We start from the raw sequence: 19,032 nt of genomic DNA, 5'->3' as shown, positions 1-19,032 counted from the left end.
GACTACTCCTCCCCCGCCCCCGACTCGGAGTCGGTGGCGGTCTCGGACCCGCTCCGCGCCGACGCTTCACCCGCACCCGCGCCGGACTCCAGCAGCCGCGACAACTGGCCACCCACGAGACGCTTGAACTTGCGCTGCTGCGGACGCGTCCGGTCCAGCACCGCGACCTCCAGCCGCTCCGCCGGAATCTCCCGCTCGGTCCCGTTGGTGTCGCGGGACAGCGCCTGCACCGCCAGCTTCAGCGCCTCGGCCAGCGTCATGCCGTCCCGGTGCCGCTGGTCCAGATACCCGCTGATCTGCTCCGCGTTGCCCCCGACCGCCACCGAGCCGTGCTCGTCCACGATCGAACCGTCGTGCGGCAACCGGTAGATCTGGTCGTTCTCCGGACTGTCCCCGACCTCCGCGACGACCAGCTCCACCTCGTACGGCTTCTCGGCCTGGCTGGAGAAGATCGTGCCCAGCGTCTGGGCGTACACGTTGGCCAGACCGCGTGCCGTCACGTCGTCACGGTCATAGGTGTAACCACGCAGGTCGGCGTAGCGCACACCGCCGATCCGCAGGTTCTCGTACTCGTTGTACTTGCCGGCGGCCGCGAAGCCGATCCGGTCGTAGATCTCGCTGAACTTGTGCAGCGCACGGGACGGATTCTCACCGACGAACACGATGCCGTCGGCGTACTGCAGCACCACCAGGCTGCGGCCACGCGCGATGCCCTTGCGGGCGTACTCCGCCCGGTCGGCCATCGCCTGCTGAGGAGATACATAGAACGGCGTCGACACCGGTTATCCGTCCCTTCCTGTCGAAATCACTGGACCACCTGACAACACGAGGATCCGCTCCCGCTACAGCAGCGCGGCCCGCGGCCCGTCGGGCTGCTCGAGCCGCCGCTCGAGCACCGAACGGGCCAGCTCCGCGGACTCGTCCTCGCCGAGCCGGCGGAAACCGTCCTCGGTGATCACAGTGATGATCGGATAGATCCGGCGGGCGACATCGGGACCACCGGTCGCCGAGTCGTCGTCAGCCGCGTCGTACAGCGCCTGCACCACGAGCGTCGTGGCCTGCTCCTCGGTCAGGTCGTCACGGAACAGCTTCTTCATCGCACCGCGCGCGAAGACCGAGCCCGAACCCGTCGTCGCGTAGTTCCGCTCCTCGGACCGGCCGCCCGTCACGTCGTACGAGAAGATGCGGCCCCGGCCCCGGTCCACGTCGTACCCGGCGAACAGCGGCACCACGGCCAGCCCCTGCATCGCCATGCCCAGGTTGGACCGGATCATCGTCGACAGGCGGTTCGCCTTGCCCTCCAGGGACAGCTGCGCGCCCTCGACCTTCTCGAAGTGCTCCAGCTCGAGCTGGAACAGCTTCACCATCTCCACGGCCAGGCCGGCCGTGCCGGCGATGCCGACCGCGGAGTACTCGTCGGCCGGGAAGACCTTCTCGATGTCCCGCTGGGCGATCACGTTGCCCATGGTGGCCCGCCGGTCACCGGCGAGGACGACACCGCCGGGGAACGTCACCGCCACGATCGTGGTGCCGTGCGGTGCCTCGACGACGCCCTGCACCGGCGGGAGCTGCCGGTTGCCCGGGAGCATCTCCGGCTGGTGCTCACCGAGGAAGTCCATGAAGGAGGAGGACCCGGGCGTCAGGAAGGCAGCTGGTAGACGCCCGGTGCTACGAGTGTTGGCTTCCACGCGATTCCTTCCACGTAAGCGGCAGCCCGCCTTATGGCATCGGGCCGATCCTTGAACTGCCCCAGCGCAGCGTTGCAGCTGAAGCACAGTACGCCACGGACCCTACCCGTCTCGTGGCAGTGATCCACATGTGCGGCGGGAGCGGCAAGACATATGCAGCAGACGCCGCCCTGGTCGGCGATCAACCGATCGCGCTCGGCTTCGGAGAGGCCGTAGTGCCGCTTCAGGCGGCCCGCCCGCCCTTGGATGGCGCGGCATGCCTTGCAGCGGGTCACCAGGCCGTCGGAAGCGGACCCGTTGCGGTGCCACTCACTGTGCGGCTTGACGTCGCCGCAGGCCCGACAGAGCTTGTGCCCCGCTGGAACGTCGACTTTCTCGCGGACAGCAAGCCCCATGGCCTCGCGGCGGCGCCGGTAGTGCGCGGCGCTGTACTCCGCCACACACTCCCGACACCGCACCTGAAGCCCGTCACCACGGTTCTTGTCCCGGGCGAACTCGGACACGGGCAGATTTCGCTTGCATCCCGTGCACTGTTTCCCGCCCGCTGACCCAACCACCCCGAACTCCCCCGTCACCTTCACTTCGAAGGGAAAGCGGCCACTAAGCCTTCACTGACCGCCCTTTTGCACAAAGGAGCGCACGAAATCCTCGGCGTTCTCCTCGAGTACGTCGTCGATTTCGTCCAGGACGGAGTCCACGTCGTCGTTCAGCTTTTCCTGGCGTTCCTTGAGGTCCTCGGAGGCCTGCGCGTCCTGCGCCTGCTCCTCGACCTCCTCGGTGGACCGCGTGGCCTTCTGCTGCCCGCCGCCGGTGTCCTTGGTCGCCATAACCCTCACCCCGCTCGGTTCGCCCGACACAGTTGCTCGGTCAAGATCAGACCCTACAAGCCCGGTCCGACATCGGCCCCGCACTTTCCTCAACGTACGGGGACCATCTCCATGGTTCCCGGACCTTGGGTATTCCACCCTGTCCGGCCGTCTACTCCCCGGTGCCCGCTCGGTCCGCTCACCCGCCGGACAGGACCCTGACCAGGTCGTCCGCGGTGCGGCAGCGGTCCAGGAGCTCCTTGACGTGATTACGCGTTCCGCGAAGCGGTTCCAGGGTTGGAACCCGCTGGAGCGAGTCGCGGCCCGGCAGATCGAAGATCACGGAGTCCCAGGAGGCCGCCGCCACGTCGTCCGCGTACTGCTCCAGGCAGCGTCCGCGGAAGTAGGCGCGGGTGTCCTCCGGGGGCTTCGTGCGGGCCCGCTCGACCTCGTTCTCGTCCAGCAGGCGCTTGATGCGGCCGCGGTCCACCAGACGGTTGTAGAGGCCCTTGTCGGGCCGTACGTCGGCGTACTGGAGGTCGACGAGGTGCAGCCGGGCGGCGTCCCAGTCGACGTTGTCGCGGCGGCGGTAGCCCTCCATGAGTTCTCGCTTGGCGACCCAGTCCAGCTCGCCGGCGAGGCTCATGGGGTCGTTCTCGAGCCGGTTGAGGGTGTCCTCCCAGCGGCCGAGGACGTCCTTGGTCTGGTCGTCGGCGTCCGCGCCGTACCGTTCCTCGACGTATTTGCGCGCCAGCTCGTAGTACTCCATCTGGAGCTGTACGGCGGTGAGTGTGCGGCCGCTGCGCAGCGTGACGAGGTGCTTGAGGGTCGGGTCGTGCGAGACCTGGTGGAGGGTGCGTACGGGCTGGTCGACGGCGAGGTCGACGGCGATGAAGCCGTCCTCGATCATGGAGAGGACCAGAGCCGTCGTGCCCAGTTTGAGGTAGGTCGAGATCTCCGACAGGTTCGCGTCGCCGATGATCACGTGCAGGCGGCGCCATTTCTCGGCGTCGGCGTGCGGTTCGTCGCGGGTGTTGATGATGGGCCGCTTGAGTGTCGTCTCCAGGCCGACCTCGACCTCGAAGTAGTCGGCGCGCTGGCTGAGCTGGAAGCCGTGTTCGTGGCCGTCCTGGCCGATGCCGACGCGGCCGGCGCCGGTGAAGACCTGGCGGGAGACGAAGAAGGGCGTCAGGTGGCGCACGATGTCCGAGAAGGCGGTTTCCCGCTTCATCAGGTAGTTCTCGTGCGTGCCGTAGGAGGCGCCCTTGTTGTCGGTGTTGTTCTTGTAGAGGTGGATGGGCTGGGCACCGGGCAGTGCCGCGGCGCGCTCGGCGGCTTCGGCCATGATCCGTTCGCCGGCCTTGTCCCAGAGGACCGCGTCGCGGGGGTTGGTGACTTCCGGAGCGCTGTATTCGGGGTGGGCGTGGTCGACGTAGAGCCGTGCTCCGTTGGTGAGGATGACGTTGGCGAGGCCGATGTCCTCGTCGGTGAGCTGGCTGGAGTCGGCGGCCTCGCGGGCGAGGTCGAAGCCTCGCGCGTCCCGCAGCGGGTTCTCCTCCTCGAAGTCCCAGCGGGCCCGGCGGGCCCGGTGCATCGCCGCCGCGTAGGCGTTGACGATCTGGGACGAGGTGAGCATGGCATTGGCGTTCGGGTGGCCGGGGACGGAGATTCCGTACTCCGTCTCGATGCCCATTACTCGCCGTACGGTCATGCGGCCCTCCTTGCCCGGCGGCGCCCGTAGTGGGCGCCGCTCAAGTACCGCTGGCGCTCCGATGCGTGTGCGGTGCCCGTCCCCGCACTGCGCGACTCGGCGGTAGTGAAGAGCCTAGAACGCCTTTGCGCTGGCGGGGAGATCATTTGCGTCATTGCCTTGCTCCAGCCGGGGCTCCGGAAAAGAGTCGGCTGCGGGTACCCACTGTGGGGACCCGCAGCCGCCCCGCCTTTTACAGGTACTGACCGGTGTTCGCCACCGTGTCGATGGAGCGTCCGGTGTCCGCGCCCTGCTTTCCGGTGACGAGCGTACGGATGTACACGATCCGTTCGCCCTTCTTTCCGGAGATGCGGGCCCAGTCATCGGGGTTGGTGGTGTTGGGCAGGTCCTCGTTCTCCTTGAACTCGTCCACGCAGGCCTGGAGGAGGTGGGAGACGCGGAGACCCTTCTGGTTCTTGTCGAGGAAGTCCTTGATCGCCATTTTCTTGGCGCGGCCCACGATGTTCTCGATCATGGCGCCGGAATTGAAGTCCTTGAAGTAGAGGACTTCCTTGTCGCCGTTGGCGTAGGTGACTTCCAGGAAGCGGTTCTCCTCGGATTCGGCGTACATCTGTTCCACCGCCGTCTGGATCATGCTCTGGACGGTGGCCGCCTTGTCCTTCTCGTGTTCCGCGAGGTCGTCGGCGTGGAGGGGGAGGCGTTCGGTGAGGTACTTGCCGAAGATGTCCTTGGCCGCTTCCGCGTCCGGACGTTCGATCTTGATTTTCACGTCGAGGCGGCCTGGCCGCAGGATGGCGGGGTCGATCATGTCCTCGCGGTTGGAGGCGCCGATGACGACCACGTTCTGCAGGCCTTCCACGCCGTCGATCTCGGCGAGGAGCTGGGGGACGATGGTGTTCTCCACGTCCGAGCTCACGCCGGAGCCGCGGGTGCGGAAGAGGGATTCCATCTCGTCGAAGAAGACGATGACGGGGGTGCCCTCGCTGGCCTTCTCGCGGGCTCGCTGGAAGACGAGGCGGATTTGCCGCTCGGTCTCGCCGACGTATTTGTTGAGGAGCTCGGGGCCCTTGATGTTGAGGAAGAAGCTCTTGCCGGCGGCCTGGCCGGTGACCTCGGCGACCTTCTTGGCCAGCGAGTTGGCGACGGCCTTGGCGATGAGCGTCTTGCCGCATCCGGGGGGTCCGTAGAGCAGGACGCCCTTGGGGGGACGCAGCTCGTGCTCCTTGAACAGGTCGGGGTAGAGATAGGGGAGCTCGACCGCGTCGCGGATCATCTCGATCTGTCCTCCGAGGCCACCGATCTGCTCGTAGCCGATGTCGGGGACCTCTTCGAGGACGAGTTCCTCGACCTCGCTCTTGGGGACGACCTCGTAGACGTAGCCGGAGCGGGGTTCGAGCAGGAGGGCGTCGCCGGGGCGGATGGTCAGGCCGAGCAGGGGCTCGGCGAGCCGTACGACCCTCTCCTCGTCGGTGTGGCCGAGTACCAGGGCGCGCTCGCCGTCCTCGAGGATCTCCTTGAGGGTGACGATGTCTCCGACGCTCTCGTACTCCATGGCCTCGACCACGTTGAGTGCTTCGTTGAGCATCACTTCCTGGCCGCGTCGGAGCTCGTCGAGCTCGACGCTCGGGCTGACGTTCACCCTGAGTTTGCGGCCGCCGGTGAAGATGTCGGCGGTGCCGTCCTCGTTGGCCTGCAAGAAGACGCCGAAGCCGGCCGGCGGCTGGGCCAGCCGGTCGACTTCCTCCTTGAGGGCCACGATCTGGTCGCGGGCCTCGCGGAGGGTGCCGGCGAGTCGCTCGTTCTGTGCGGACACGCCGGCCAGATTGGTCTGCAGTTCGACGATCCGCTCTTCGAGAATTCTCGTGTGTCGCGGAGATTCGGCGAGCTTGCGTCGCAGGACGGCGATCTCCTGCTCAAGGTAGGCCACCTGCCCGGCCGGGTCCTCGGACCCGCGTCCCGGGCGGATGCCGCGGTTCATGTCGTCGTCGTGGGCTGCCACGGTCCTCACCTCCTCCAAGGGGAGCTGGACGCTTCCAGACCCTACCTGGGTGGGTGTCGATTGAAACCCCTAGATCACAAAGACGGTAGGGGTGTGTCCGATCTTCACCCTTGCGCTCTCCCTCACGCCAGGGGAATACCCACGGAACGTGGGGGGAACCCCGGCGGAGGTAGGGTCGAAGTGTTCAACACCCGTCAGAGCTGGCCGGATTCCCGAACGGCTGGGCACAGGAAACGGCAGGAGAGATGAGCGTGCAGCAGGAGGCCGTTGTCGACGGTGAGGCCCTGGAAGTCTGGATCGACCAGGACCTGTGTACCGGTGACGGTATCTGCGCCCAGTACGCGCCCGAGGTGTTCGAGCTGGACATCGACGGTCTGGCCTACGTGAAGGGCGCCGACGACGAGCTGCTGCAGGCTCCCGGGGCGGCAACGCCCGTGCCGCTGCCGCTTCTCACGGACGTGGTGGACTCGGCGAAGGAGTGTCCGGGCGAGTGCATTCACGTGCGTCGCGTTTCGGACAGGGCCGAGGTCTACGGCCCGGACACAGAGTGACCGAATTGTGACTTGGCGCGCACGTTCCGTGACCGCTGTCTGGTGTGTCACACCGTCCGTCCGGGGGCACCGGTCAGACGGTGCGTGCCTGTGAGGGCGTGTCGCTGACGAACGCGCCGTTCTTCCACTGCCACTTCACGTGGTCGGTGACGTCGGGGCAGCAACTGGGCACGTCGGGCGAGGAGTAGCCGAGGAGCGTGGCGCGGACGGCCCCGTCGCGCACCGAGAGTTCGGTGGCCGTGTGGCGGTCCTTGGGGTCGACGAGGGTGGCGACGACGCGGGGCTTGCCGCCGTCGGCGTTCCGCGTGATGACGTACACGCCGTCGGGCGGGGTGCCCATGGGGGCGTCGCAGTGCACGGAGGCCACGGTCTCGGGCCGGCCGTCGCCGTCGAGGTCGCCGGTGGCCTTCTTCCGCACGACGGCTTCGACGGGGCCGCATTCCAGGGGGAAGGTCACGGTGGCGGGGTCGGGCGGGGCGATGTGCGCGGGCGCGCTCTCGGATCCGGCCGCGGCGGTGTGGCCGCCGGGCTGGGCCGCTGTTGCGGCGTCGGGCTGGAGGACCGAGGACAGGGCGACCACGCCGGCGACGGCCGTGGCGGTGGCGACCCAGTGGATCGGCCGGGTGTGCGTGTGCGAGAGATCCGGAACGGCGGGGTGCTGCACGAGGAGTGTCTCCTGTGAGGGCTGTGCCGGTGGGGGTGGCCAGCATCGTGCCACACGTCACAGTGCGGGGGAACGGCGGGGTGGGTACTGGTTCCGTTTTCCGCCGGGTCGCTGCCCGCGTCGGGCGGTGACGGCCAACGCGGCGACGCCGTGGTGGAGTTCCGGGACACTGCCGGAACTCCACCACGGCGTCGGTTCGTTGTGTGCGGCGCGGGGCCGGTTCAGCGGCCGGAGCCTCCGCCGGCGTTGGGGCCGTCGTAGTCCTCGCCGTAGGCGCCCTTGGCGGGGCGGCGGCGGCGCATGGGCGGCTCGACGCCGTCGGCGAGCCGGCGGGCGGTGAGGAGGAAGCCGGTGTGGCCGATCATGCGGTGGTCGGGGCGGACGGCGAGGCCCTCGACGTGCCAGTTGCGGATCATGGTCTCCCAGGAGGTCGGCTCGTTGAAGCAGCCGATCTCGCGGATGGACTCCACGGTCCGGGCGAGCTGGGTGGTGGTGGCGACGTAGCAGCACAGGATGCCGCCGGGCACGAGCGCCTTCTTGACGACGTCCAGGCACTCCCAGGGGGCGAGCATGTCGAGGATGACGCGGTCGACGTCGGTGTCGGACAGGTTGTCCTGGAGGTCGCCGACGGTGAGCTGCCAGGCGGGGTGCGGGCCGCCGAAGTAGCGCTGCACGTTCTGCTGGGCGATCTCGGCGAAGTCCTCGCGGCGCTCGTAGGAGTGCAGCATGCCCTGGTCGCCGATGGCGCGCAGCAGGAAGCTGCTGAGGGAGCCGGAGCCCACGCCCGCTTCGACGACGCGTGCGCCGGGGAAGATGTCGGCGAAGGCGAGGATCTGCCCCGCGTCCTTCGGGTAGACGACGGCTGCCCCGCGGGGCATGGACAGGACGTAGTCGGGGAGCAGGGGGCGCAGCGCGAGGTAGGCGACGTTCCCGGTGGTGCGGACAACGCTGCCCTCGGGAGCACCGATCAGTTCGTCGTGGGGGAAGGAACCCTTGTGGGTGTGGAAGTTCTTCCCGGCCTCGAGCGTGAACGTGTAGTGGCGGCCCTTGGGGTCGGTCAGCTGAACCTGGTCCCCGACCTTGAAGGGCCCGCGCCTGCGGGCGGCACCGGTCGGTTCGGACATGTGACCAGCCTACCGGTTTCCTGCCGGTGGCTTTACCGGCGGAGGGTGCGGGTGGTCGTGCGGGCCGCGGCGGGTTCCTCGTGCCGCTGCCCGTGCCGCTTCGGGCGGGCTCAGCTGGGCCTTGCCATGGCCTTGACGAAGGCGCGTTCCACGTCGGCGGCGGACAGGACGCCGTAGATTTCGCCGGTCTCCTCGACTACGAGGTACTCGGTGGCGGGGTTGGCGCGCAGGGCGTCGAGGAGTTCTTCACCGGACAGTTCGGCGGAGACGCGCATGCCGTCGGTGAGGTCCTGGGCGAGGGTGCTGACGGCCACCCAGGGGCGGCGGTGCTCGGGTACGCCGACGATGGCGGCCTCGCGGACCAGTGCGGCGGGGGTGCCGTCGGCGTCGACGACGACCAGGGCGCGGGCGCCCGAGGCGTTGGCGCGGCGCAGGGCCTCGGAGAGGGGGGTGCCGGCCTGGACGGGGACGGCGCGCCGGGTGAGGGCGCGGGCGCGCAGTTCGGGGAGGTGTTCGCGCAGGCGGGCCATGCGGAGGCTGTTTCCGGCGCCGGTCCAGATGATGGCGGCGAGGATGGCGGCGAGCAGGGCGTCCAGGACGGTGTCCATGCCCACGTCGTCGGCGGCGTTGCTGCCGAGGGACTGGGTGGCCAGCGGCAGGCCGATCAGTACGGCGATGGCGAGGGCGCGGCCGACCCAGGCGGCGGCGACGGTGCCGCTCATCGGCTTGCCGGTGATCTTCCAGACGACGGCGCGGAGCATGCGGCCGCCGTCGAGGGGGAGGCCGGGCAGCAGGTTGAAGACGGCGACGATGAGGTTGGAGGCCATCAGTCCGGCCAGGAGGACGCCGGGGACGCTGTCGGGTTCGACGGGCAGGAGGGCGGCGTAGAAGACGCCGGACAGGACGAGGGAGAGCAGGGGGCCGACGAAGGCCAGCATGAACTCGCGGCCGGGGGTTTCGGCTTCCTTCTCGATCTCGGAGACGCCGCCGAAGAACTGGAGCTGGATGCGGCGCACGGGGAGCTTGAAGCGGAGGGCGGCGACGGTGTGGGCGAGTTCGTGGACGAGTACGGAGGCGTAGAAGGCGACGGCGAAGAAGAGGGAGACGAGGTAGCGGGCGGCGCCGAGCTCGGGCAGCACGCGGTCGAGCTGGCCGCCGAACACCCAGGTGATCAGGGCGGCGACCAGGAACCAGCTCGGGGCGACGTACACGGGCACGCCGAAGGGCCGGCCCATGAGCAGTCCGCCTCCGGGTTCCGGTCGGCGCTGCGGCGGCCGCCCGGGCCCGCCCGCGCCGGGGGTGTGTGCTTCGGTGCGGTGGTGGGGGGTGCCGGTGCCGTGCGGGGGGCGCCGGTGGTCCGCGGCCGGGGCGGCGGGCTCGGGCGAGGGATCGGGGGTGTGGCCGTGGTCCGAGGGCCGTTTCGACCGGGCACCGGCGCCGCTCTCGCCACCGGCGGACGCGCCTGCCGGAGGGCGGGCGGCCGCGTCGTCGCCGGAGGCCGGCGGCTCCGGCGGTTCCTCTGCCGTGCCGTGTCCGGCGGCCGGGGCTGACTCGCCGGGGCTGTCCGGGCGGGTCGGGCGCTGGGGGGTCGGGGCGGCGCCGGGGGGCGTGTCCTCGGTGTGGGGGGCGGCCGGGTCGGTGCCCTCGGTGGAGCGGGCTCCGGGGTCCGGGGCTCCGGGCGCGGTGTCCGGGGTGTTCCCGTCGGGCTGGTCGCGCGGGGTGGAGGCTTCGGCGGGGGTGCGCGCCGGGTGGGCGTGGGTCTGTCCCGGGGCGGCGGAGGTCTCCCCGGGTCCGCCGGGGGTCTCTCCCCGTTCGGTGGGCGTCGGTGCGCCGGGGCCCGGTGAGCCGGGGCGCGGTGTTCCGGCTTCCGACGTCTTGTGGTCCGGTGCGCCGGGGTCCGTGGCTGTGGGGCCGGTGACCGTGGCGTCCGTGGGTTCCGGCCGTGTGGTGTCGGGGGGGTCGGCGGCCGGGGCCGTGGGATGTGCCCGGGGCTCGGCCGACTCGTCGTTGCCGGACCGCGGCTGCCCGCTCCCGCCGCTCACGTCCACGATGTCCCCTCGTTCGAAGCGTCTCCCGCCTGCGGACGGGAGGGTCTCGTCTCGATGGTATGCGTCCGTCCCGGCCCGTTCAGCCCCGGCACCCCTGTGCTTGCCTTCCGTCCCACGGGTCACGGCGCCGGGCTGGGTCGCTGTCAGTGTCCGGCCGTAAGGTCTGTGGGCATGGAGACGAGTACCGAGGATGTCGCGGAGGACGCCGGCGGATCCGCCCGGCCGGCGGCGGCAGTGGCGGATCAGCCGGGCGTGATGGTGGAGCCGGCGGCCGTGGCGTCGGGCGCGCCGGCCGACGACGTCCCGCCCGCGCCGGTGGCGATACCGCCCGCCTCGCTCTCGCCCTCGCGGGCCGGTGACTTCATGCAGTGCCCGCTGCTGTACCGGTTCCGGGTCATCGACCGGCTGCCGGAGAAGCCCAGCGAGGCGGCGACCAGGGGCACCCTGGTGCACGCGGTGCTGGAGCGGCTCTTCGACGCGCCGGCGGCCGAGCGGACGGCGCCGCGGGCCAAGGCGCTGGTGCCGGGCCAGTGGGACCGGCTGCGGGAGAGCAGGCCGGAGGTCGGTGAGCTGTTCGCGGACGATCCGGAGGGTGAACGGCTGGCGCAGTGGCTGTCGGAGGCGGAGCGGCTCGTCGAGCGCTGGTTCACCCTGGAGGATCCGAGCCGGCTGGAGCCCGCCGAGCGCGAGCTGTTCGTGGAGGCCGAGCTGGACTCGGGGCTGCGGCTGCGCGGCATCATCGACCGGGTCGACGTGGCCCCCACCGGCGAGGTGCGGATCGTCGACTACAAGACGGGCAAGGCGCCCCGTCCGCAGTACGCGGAGGGCGCGCTGTTCCAGATGAAGTTCTACGCGCTGGTGGTGTGGCGGCTGAAGAAGGTCGTCCCGCGGCGCCTGCAGCTGGTGTATCTCGGCAGTGGTGACGTGCTCACGTACGACCCGGTCCCGGCCGACCTGGAGCGGGTCGAGCGCAAGCTGCTGGCGCTGTGGGAGGCGATCCGGCTGGCGACCGAGACGGGCGACTGGCGGCCGCGGCCCACGAAGCTGTGCGGCTGGTGCGACCACCAGGCGCACTGCCCGGAGTTCGGCGGCACTCCCCCGCCCTACCCGCTGCCGGTGAGGGCGGCCGACTCCGGCGGGGCCGAGCAGGGCAGAATGGGGCCGGACTAGGGCCTGTCCCACCGAAGGAGACTTACGTGGCCATCCGCGTCCTACTGGTCGACGACCAGCCGCTGCTGCGCACGGGCTTCCGGATGATTCTGGAGGCGGAGCAGGATCTCGCGGTCGTCGGCGAGGCCGGAGACGGCCTCCAGGCCCTCGACCAGGTGCGGGCGCTGCAGCCCGACGTGGTCCTGATGGACATCCGCATGCCGCGGATGGACGGTGTGGAGGCGACCCGGCAGATCACCGGGCCCGAGCGGGACGGCCCGGCGAAGGTGCTGGTGCTGACGACATTCGACCTGGACGAGTACGTGGTGGAGGCGCTGAAGGCGGGCGCCAGCGGCTTCCTGCTGAAGGACGCCCCGGCCAACGAGCTGGTGCAGGCGATCCGTGTGGTGGCGAACGGCGAGGCGATGCTCGCGCCGAGCATCACCCGTCGGCTGCTCGACAAGTACGCCACGCATCTGCCGTCCGGTGACGAGCCGGTGCCGGACACCCTGCACACGCTGACGGACCGTGAGGTCGAGGTGCTGAAGCTGGTGGCGCGCGGGCTGTCGAACGCGGAGATCGCCGCGGACCTGTTCGTCAGTGAGACGACCGTCAAGACGCACGTGGGCCATGTGCTGACCAAGCTGGGTCTGCGGGACCGGGTGCAGGCCGCGGTGTACGCGTACGAGAGCGGTCTGGTCCGTCCCGGCGCGCAGTAGGCGGACCCGCCGCACAGCCTCTGGCGAGGCACGTGAACAAGCCCGAAGGGCGCCCTCCTCCGATCGGAGGAGGGCGCCCTTCGGGCTTGTGTGTGCCGGCGTCAGCCGCTCACGCCCCGCCCCAGCTCCCAGAGCTGGAGGGAGGAGGAGGAGTTGAGGACGTAGGCCGTGCCGGTGACGTCGTCGCGGGTGGCGACGTACTGCTTGCCCTGCCAGAGCGGGATCAGCGGGACGTCCTTGGCGGTGATGTCCTGGATCTCGGTGAGGTCGTCCACCGCGGAGAGCCGGTCGGCCTCGCCGCGGGAGGCGGGGATCAGGTCGTTGATGATCTGCGAGTTGGAGTACGGGATGTTGAGGGTGTTGCCCTTGTCGAGGAACGGCGCGACAAAGCTGTCGGCGTCCGGGAAGTCGGGGAACCAGCCCATGCCGAAGACGTCGTACTCCCGGTTGCGCTCCGCCTTGTGGAACTTCTCCCAGGGCGTGCCCTTGATGTCGACGTCGAACAGACCGCTGTCGTTCAGCTGCTTCTGGAGGTGCTCGAACTCCGGCTTGGTCGCCGCGCCGTAGTGGTCCGTCGTGTAGTGCAGCGTCAGCTTGACCGGCGTGGTGATGTCCGCGTCCTCCAGCATCGCCTTCGCCTTGGCGACGCTGGGGTCGCCGTACTTGTTGAAGAACGAGTTGGAGTGGCCGGTGATGCCGGCCGGAACCATCGAGTACAGCGGTTCGGCCTGGGACCCGTAGACCGCGGAGACGAGTTCGCTGCGGTTGATGAGCTGGGCCATGGCGGTGCGGACGGCCTTGTCCTTGACCGTGGCGGCGTCCGTGTTGAAGGCGAGGTAGCGGATCTCGAGACCGGCCACCTCGACCAGGTCGACGTCGCCGTCCGTGGCCTTGGACAGGCTCTGGATCTGTTCCGGCGTCATCGCGCGGGTCATCACGTCGATGTCCCCCTTGTCGATGGCGTCGCCCATGGCGTCGGCGTCGGCGAAGGACACGAGTTCGACCTTGTCGTTGTTCACCTTGAGGCTCCCCTTGTAGTTGGGGTTCTTGGTGAACACCGCCTTGGTCATCTGGTCGCCCTTGACCTCGGCCTTCATCGTGTACGGGCCCGAGCCGGTCAGCTCGAAGCCGTCGCGCAGCTTGTCCTTCTGGTAGTCCTTCGGGTTGACGATGCCGGCGACCGGTGTCGACAGCTTGAACGGGAAGGTGGCGTCGGCGGTGTTGAGGTGGAAGATGACCTCGCGGTCGCCCTTCGTCTCGACGGTGTCGACCGTGGAGAGGAGGGAGGCCACCTCGGTGTCGGCGTTGATCTTGCGGACTCGCTCGATGGAGTACTTCACGTCCTCGGCGGTGACCGGGTCACCGTTGGCGAACTCCAGGCCGTCTCGCAGGGTGCAGGCGTAGCGCTCGTTGCCGGTGTCGGTGAATCCGCACTGCTGGGCAGCCTCGGGCACGGGTTCGCCGTCACCACGGGGCAGCACCATCAGCGTCTGCGAGGTCTGGCGCATGATGTTCCAGGCGCCGACGTCGTAGGCGTACGCCGGGTCGAAGGGCGCGGTGATCTCCTTCGAGACGCTGAACCCGTCCGTGGTGCCGACGACGATCGCGTCCCCGTCGCCGCTGCCGCTGTCCGATCCTCCGCAGGCGGCGAGCACCGGCGCGAGCAGGCCGACGACGGCCGGCAGCACCAAAGTCTTGCGGTTCATGCTCGAGTTTCTCCAGAGCTGTCGGTCCGTGTATCCGGCATGCAGGGGTGTCGCGGCGGATCACGGGGGTAGTGGCCGATGTTCTGGCGACGAGATTAGTCCGCGCCCGCACGGGGGTTCGCAGCCACCGGAGTTGAGGGCTCATCACGGAGCGAAACCGGGTGTGGACACACCGAAAACCCGACAGTGGAAGGATTAGTGCAGGGTTTCACCAATCAGGACACAAAGGCTCCCCGACAACGTTCGCCAAGCCGGACGTGGCACACCTGCGCACGCCTGTCGACCCCTGTCGGCGTGGCGAACGTCACAGTTGGTCTTCGGTCGCCGGTGCCGGAATTCGGCCATCCGAGGCGGGGGAAATAGCCCGGGAACAGCGGTGGGACCGCCCGGGGCGGGCCTTCTCGGAAATGGCCGCTTAACGCCGCTGCACGCTCGGTGAAGGGCTAGCGCATTTGTGTCATCAGGCCGCGCAGAAATGTCAGATCGACCTCTTCCAGGGAGGCGACCACGGTGCGCCGGGCGGCCGGGGTGATGGGAGCGACCGAGGGCACGGCCACGACGTGGCAGCCGGCGGCCTCCGCGGCGGCGACCCCGGTCGCGGTGTCCTCGACGACGGCGCAGCGGGCCGGGTCGGCGCCGAGTCCGGCCGCGGCGGCCAGGTAGGGGTCGGGGTGGGGCTTGGTGCGCGGCACCTCGTCGCCGGCGACGGTGAGGTCGAAGTGGTGGGGGCCGAGGGATTTCAGGACGCGGTCGATGATGCGCCGGTGCGAGGCGGAGACCAGGGCCGTGGGGATCTCGTGCGCGGAGAGCTCGGCGAGCAGCCGGGCGGCGCCGGGCATGAGCGGCAGGTCACGGCCGATGCGCTCCTCGAACCCGTCGTTGAGCAGGACGCTGAGTTCGGCCAGGGTGATGTCGGCGCCGGTGGCCTCGATCAGGAACCCCGCGCTGCGGGTCATGGGGCCGCCGACCACGACGTGGCGCCAGGAGTCGTCCAGGGTGTGGCCCAGGGAGGCGAAGACCTCCGTCTCGACGTCCCACCAGAAGCCCTCGGTGTCCACCAGGGTGCCGTCCATGTCGAGGAGCACGGCTTGCAGGGCGGACCCTTCGGCCGTACGGGTTCCGAGCGCGGGGACCGTACTGGTCATCCACGTACCTCCTTGAGGGACGATCAGGCCGGCTCCCACGAAGGGAGCCGGCCTGCAGTGGACCGACCAGTGTACGTCGTGCGGGACGCGAACGCCCGGTGTGGCCGACGGGGCGGGTGCGGAGCGCCTAGCGGGCGTTGAAGTACTTCGCCTCCGGGTGGTGGATGACGATGGCGTCGGTGGACTGCTCGGGGTGGAGCTGGAACTCCTCGGAGAGGTGGACGCCGATGCGCTCGGGCTCGAGGAGGGCGGCGATCTTGGCGCGGTCCTCCAGGTCGGGGCAGGCGCCGTAGCCGAGGGAGAAGCGGGCCCCCCGGTACTTCAGGGCGAACATGTCCTCCATGTCGGCCGGGTCCTCCCCGGCGAAGCCCAGTTCGGAGCGCACGCGTGCGTGCCAGTACTCGGCGAGGGCCTCGGCGAGCTGGACGGACAGTCCGTGCAGCTCGAGGTAGTCCCGGTAGGCGTTGGCCTCGAACATCCGGGCCGTCTCCTCGCCGATGCGGGAGCCGACGGTGACGACCTGGAAACCGACCACGTCGACCTCGCCGGACTCCTCCGGGCGGAAGAAGTCGGCCAGGCACAGGCGCCGGCCGCGGCGCTGGCGCGGGAAGGTGAAGCGGGTGCGCTCGTTGCCGTCGTCGTCCAGGACGATCAGGTCGTCGTCCTTGGACACGCAGGGGAAGTAGCCGTAGACCACGGCCGCCTCCAGCAGGTTCTCCGTCTGGAGCCGGTCCAGCAGCCCCCGCAGCCGGGGCCGGCCCTCGCTCTCGACGAGTTCCTCGTAGGAGGGCCCCTCGCCGGTGCGGGCCTGCTTGAGACCCCACTGGCCCTTGAAGAGCGCGCCCTCGTCGAGCCAGGACGCGTACTCCTTGAGCTGGATGCCCTTGACCACGCGGGTGCCGCGGAACGGCGGCTCGGGCACGGGGTTGTCGGTGGCGACGTCGGAGCGGACGCTGCCCTCTTCCGGACGGTCCTCGATCTCGACCGTGGCCGCCCGCACCCGGCGCTGCTTCAGCTCGGGCAGCTTGGCGCCGGGAACGCCGCGCTTGATGCCGATCAGGGCGTCCATCAGGCGCAGGCCCTCGAAGGCGTCGCGGGCGTAGCGGACCTCGCCGTCGTAGACCTCGTGCAGGTCCTGTTCGACGTAGGCCCTGGTGAGGGCGGCGCCGCCGAGGATGACCGGGTAGTCGGCGGCCAGCCCCCGCTGGTTGAGCTCCTCCAGGTTCTCCTTCATGATCACCGTGGACTTGACCAGGAGGCCGGACATGCCGATGACGTCGGCCTTGTGCTCGTCGGCCGCCTCCAGGATCGCGGACACGGGCTGCTTGATGCCGAGGTTGACGACGGTGTAGCCGTTGTTGGACAGGATGATGTCGACGAGGTTCTTGCCGATGTCGTGGACGTCGCCGCGGACCGTGGCCAGCACGATGGTGCCCTTGCCGTCGTCGTCGGTCTTCTCCATGTGCGGCTCCAGGTGGGCCACCGCGGTCTTCATGACCTCGGCGGACTGGAGCACGAACGGCAGCTGCATCTGGCCGGAGCCGAACAGTTCGCCGACGACCTTCATGCCGTCGAGCAGCGTGTCGTTGACGATGTCGAGCGCCGGACGCTCCCGGAGGGCGTCGTCCAGGTCCTGTTCGAGGCCGTTCTTCTCGCCGTCGATGATGCGGCGCTTGAGGCGCTCCTCCAGCGGGAGGGCGGCCAGTTCCTCGGCCTTGGACGCCTTCAGGGACTTGGCCGTGGCGCCCTCGAAGAGCTGCATGAGCTTCTGGAGCGGGTCGTAGCCCTCGCGGCGGCGGTCGTAGATGAGGTCGAGGGCGGTGGTGACCTGCTCCTCGTCGAAACGGGCGATCGGAAGGATCTTCGACGCGTGCACGATCGCCGAGTCCAGGCCCGCCTTCACGCACTCGTCGAGGAAGACGGAGTTCAGCAGGATGCGGGCGGCCGGGTTGAGGCCGAAGGAGATGTTCGACAGGCCGAGCGTGGTCTGCACGTCCGGGTGGCGCTTCTTCAGCTCCCGGATGCCCTCGATGGTGGCCAGGCCGTCCTTGCGGGACTCCTCCTGACCGGTGCAGATCGTGAAGGTCAGGCAGTCGACGAGGATGTCGGACTCACGGATGCCCCAGTTGCCGGTGAGGTCGTCGATGAGCCGTTCGGCGATCTCGACCTTCTTCTCGGCGGTGCGGGCCTGGCCCTCCTCGTCGATGGTCAGCGCGATCAGCGCGGCCCCGTGCTCCCGGGCCAGCCGGGTGACGCGGGCGAAGCGGGACTCGGGTCCGGCACCGTCCTCGTAGTTCACGGAGTTGATCACCGCGCGGCCGCCGAGCTTCTCCAGACCCGCCCGGATCACGTCGACCTCGGTGGAGTCCAGCACGATCGGCAGCGTCGAGGCGGTGGCGAACCGGCCGGCCAGCTCCTCCATGTCGGCGACGCCGTCCCGGCCGACGTAGTCCACGCACAGGTCGAGCATGTGCGCGCCCTCGCGGATCTGGTCCCGGGCCATCTCCACACAGTCGTCCCAGCGGCCCTCCAGCATGGCCTCGCGGAACTTCTTGGAGCCGTTGGCGTTCGTGCGCTCCCCGATGGCCAGGTACGAGGTGTCCTGGCGGAAGGGCACGGTCTGGTAGAGGGAGGCGGCGCCGGGCTCCGGGCGCGGGTGGCGCTCGGTGGGTTCGCTGCCGCGGACCCGCTCGACGACCTGGCGCAGGTGCTCGGGGGTGGTGCCGCAGCAGCCGCCGACCAGCGACAGGCCGTATTCGCGGACGAAGGTCTCGTGGGCGTCGGCCAGCTCGGGCGCGGTCAGCGGGTAGTGGGCGCCGTCCTTGCCGAGGACGGGCAGACCGGCGTTGGGCATGCAGGTCAGCGGGATCCGGGCGTGACGGGCGAGGTAGCGCAGGTGCTCGCTCATCTCCGCCGGGCCGGTCGCGCAGTTCATGCCGATCATGTCGATGCCGAGCGGCTCCAGCGCGGTGAGCGCGGCGCCGATCTCGGAGCCGAGGAGCATGGTGCCGGTGGTCTCGACGGTGACGGAGACGATGACGGGCAGGTCGAGGCCGAGGGCGTCGAGGGCGCGCCGGGCGCCGAGCACGGAGGCCTTGGTCTGCAGCAGGTCCTGGGTGGTCTCCACGAGCAGGGCGTCGGCGCCGCCGGCGACCAGGCCCTCGGCGTTGCGCTGATAGGCGTCGCGCAGCACGGTGTAGGGGGCGTGGCCCAGGGTGGGGAGCTTGGTGCCGGGCCCGATGGAGCCCAGGACCCAGCGCTGCCGTCCGTCCCTGGCCGCGAATTCGTCCGCGACCTCGCGGGCGACGCGGGCGCCGGCCTCGGACAGTTCCTGGACGCGCTCGGGGATGTCGTACTCGCCGAGGGCGGAGTGGTTGGCGCCGAAGGTGTTCGTGCCGACGCAGTCGACGCCGGCCGCGAAGTACTCCTCGTGCACCGAGCGCACGATGTCCGGCCGGGTCACGTTCAGGACCTCGTTGCACCCCTCCAGCTGCTGGAAGTCGTCCAGCGTGGGGTTCTGGGCCTGGAGCATGGTGCCCATGGCGCCGTCGGCGACCACCACACGGGTGGCGAGGGCCTCTCGGAGGGCGGACACGCGGGTGCGGGTGTCGGCGGGCGGGGTGGATGGCGACGAGGCCATGAAAGGGCTCCCTAGGATGCGACGGCTGTCGGCTTTGCGTCTGCCCGGTCCCGTCCGTCGTGGACGTCCCCGGGGAGTACGC

15 protein-coding genes are annotated in these 19,032 nt (G+C 69.8%); 3 read left to right on the top strand and 12 right to left on the bottom strand.

The window, feature by feature from the left end; genetic code table 11:
* Positions 1–2: 2 nt before the first annotated feature.
* The 6 genes from prcA to arc form a co-directional block, all read right to left on the bottom strand.
* The gene (gene prcA / locus NI25_RS31100) at positions 3–779 is read right to left on the bottom strand and encodes a proteasome subunit alpha (RefSeq protein ID WP_061445637.1); all 777 of its coding nucleotides are present in this window, start codon (positions 777–779) and stop codon (positions 3–5) included.
* A 63-nt stretch (positions 780–842) separates the two neighbouring features.
* Positions 843–1,688, bottom strand: a complete 846-nt coding sequence (gene prcB / locus NI25_RS31095) for a proteasome subunit beta (RefSeq protein WP_061445636.1) — start codon at positions 1,686–1,688, stop codon at positions 843–845.
* Positions 1,640–2,245 (bottom strand): endonuclease VII domain-containing protein, encoded by a 606-nt coding sequence (locus NI25_RS31090; protein ID WP_061447170.1) that lies wholly within the window; start codon positions 2,243–2,245, stop codon positions 1,640–1,642. The genes prcB and NI25_RS31090 overlap by 49 nt, the downstream gene beginning before the upstream one ends.
* Before the next feature lie 51 nt (positions 2,246–2,296).
* Positions 2,297–2,515, bottom strand: a complete 219-nt coding sequence (locus NI25_RS31085; protein ID WP_053128307.1) for a ubiquitin-like protein Pup — start codon at positions 2,513–2,515, stop codon at positions 2,297–2,299.
* Between the two features lie 178 nt (positions 2,516–2,693).
* Entirely contained in the window at positions 2,694–4,205 is a 1,512-nt protein-coding gene (dop, locus tag NI25_RS31080; RefSeq protein WP_346656427.1) for a depupylase/deamidase Dop, read from the bottom strand.
* 232 nt (positions 4,206–4,437) lie between these two features.
* The gene (gene arc, locus NI25_RS31075; protein ID WP_061445634.1) at positions 4,438–6,204 is read right to left on the bottom strand and encodes a proteasome ATPase; all 1,767 of its coding nucleotides are present in this window, start codon (positions 6,202–6,204) and stop codon (positions 4,438–4,440) included.
* 245 nt (positions 6,205–6,449) lie between these two features.
* Between arc and NI25_RS31070 the strand changes: the two genes are divergently transcribed.
* Positions 6,450–6,755 carry a ferredoxin gene (locus NI25_RS31070; RefSeq protein WP_061445633.1) on the top strand — a complete coding sequence of 102 codons (306 nt, stop codon included), beginning with the start codon at positions 6,450–6,452 and terminating at the stop codon, positions 6,753–6,755.
* A gap of 73 nt (positions 6,756–6,828) precedes the next feature.
* Here NI25_RS31070 and NI25_RS31065 read toward each other — a convergent pair whose 3' ends face one another.
* From NI25_RS31065 to NI25_RS39835, 3 genes are all read right to left on the bottom strand, one after another.
* Positions 6,829–7,419: a hypothetical protein gene (locus tag NI25_RS31065; protein ID WP_061445632.1), complete on the bottom strand. Its 591-nt coding sequence runs from the start codon at positions 7,417–7,419 to the stop codon at positions 6,829–6,831.
* 221 nt (positions 7,420–7,640) lie between these two features.
* Positions 7,641–8,543 (bottom strand): tRNA (adenine-N1)-methyltransferase, encoded by a 903-nt coding sequence (locus tag NI25_RS31060; protein ID WP_007447851.1) that lies wholly within the window; start codon positions 8,541–8,543, stop codon positions 7,641–7,643.
* Between the two features lie 110 nt (positions 8,544–8,653).
* The gene (locus NI25_RS39835; protein ID WP_078884779.1) at positions 8,654–10,591 is read right to left on the bottom strand and encodes a site-2 protease family protein; all 1,938 of its coding nucleotides are present in this window, start codon (positions 10,589–10,591) and stop codon (positions 8,654–8,656) included.
* 171 nt (positions 10,592–10,762) lie between these two features.
* On the opposite strand from NI25_RS39835, the gene NI25_RS31050 reads away from it, so the two are divergent.
* Positions 10,763–11,761, top strand: coding sequence for a RecB family exonuclease (locus NI25_RS31050; protein ID WP_061445631.1), 999 nt, complete (start codon positions 10,763–10,765; stop codon positions 11,759–11,761).
* A gap of 26 nt (positions 11,762–11,787) precedes the next feature.
* Complete coding sequence (locus tag NI25_RS31045) at positions 11,788–12,459, top strand: response regulator (protein WP_003977171.1); 672 nt, start codon at positions 11,788–11,790, stop codon at positions 12,457–12,459.
* A 101-nt stretch (positions 12,460–12,560) separates the two neighbouring features.
* On the opposite strand, the gene NI25_RS31040 is transcribed toward NI25_RS31045, so the two are convergent.
* The 3 genes from NI25_RS31040 to metH form a co-directional block, all read right to left on the bottom strand.
* Complete coding sequence (locus NI25_RS31040; protein ID WP_061445630.1) at positions 12,561–14,165, bottom strand: ABC transporter substrate-binding protein; 1,605 nt, start codon at positions 14,163–14,165, stop codon at positions 12,561–12,563.
* Positions 14,166–14,608: 443 nt separating this feature from the next.
* Entirely contained in the window at positions 14,609–15,310 is a 702-nt protein-coding gene (locus tag NI25_RS31035) for an HAD family hydrolase (RefSeq protein WP_061445629.1), read from the bottom strand.
* 127 nt (positions 15,311–15,437) lie between these two features.
* A complete protein-coding gene (gene metH / locus NI25_RS31030) occupies positions 15,438–18,950 on the bottom strand; it encodes a methionine synthase (RefSeq protein ID WP_061445628.1) in 3,513 nt (1,170 codons plus the stop codon).
* Positions 18,951–19,032 lie beyond the last annotated feature (82 nt).

The organism is Streptomyces sp. CCM_MD2014 (assembly GCF_000772045.1).
Classification (GTDB): domain Bacteria; phylum Actinomycetota; class Actinomycetes; order Streptomycetales; family Streptomycetaceae; genus Streptomyces; species Streptomyces salinarius.
Note: the sequence above shows the minus strand (reverse complement) of the source record. Positions and strands in the feature narration are given on the sequence as shown.

What these genes read in the sequence shown, in the direction of transcription:
- NI25_RS31085 (WP_053128307.1), bottom strand. Translation starts at nt 2,515, where the DNA reads ATGGCGACCAAGGACACCGGCGGCGGGCAGCAGAAGGCCACGCGGTCC.
- dop (WP_346656427.1), bottom strand. Translation starts at nt 4,205, where the DNA reads ATGACCGTACGGCGAGTAATGGGCATCGAGACGGAGTACGGAATCTCC.
- NI25_RS31070 (WP_061445633.1), top strand. Translation starts at nt 6,450, where the DNA reads ATGAGCGTGCAGCAGGAGGCCGTTGTCGACGGTGAGGCCCTGGAAGTC.
- NI25_RS31060 (WP_007447851.1), bottom strand. Translation starts at nt 8,543, where the DNA reads ATGTCCGAACCGACCGGTGCCGCCCGCAGGCGCGGGCCCTTCAAGGTC.
- NI25_RS31050 (WP_061445631.1), top strand. Translation starts at nt 10,763, where the DNA reads ATGGAGACGAGTACCGAGGATGTCGCGGAGGACGCCGGCGGATCCGCC.
- NI25_RS31040 (WP_061445630.1), bottom strand. Translation starts at nt 14,165, where the DNA reads ATGAACCGCAAGACTTTGGTGCTGCCGGCCGTCGTCGGCCTGCTCGCG.
- NI25_RS31035 (WP_061445629.1), bottom strand. Translation starts at nt 15,310, where the DNA reads ATGACCAGTACGGTCCCCGCGCTCGGAACCCGTACGGCCGAAGGGTCC.
- metH (WP_061445628.1), bottom strand. Translation starts at nt 18,950, where the DNA reads ATGGCCTCGTCGCCATCCACCCCGCCCGCCGACACCCGCACCCGCGTG.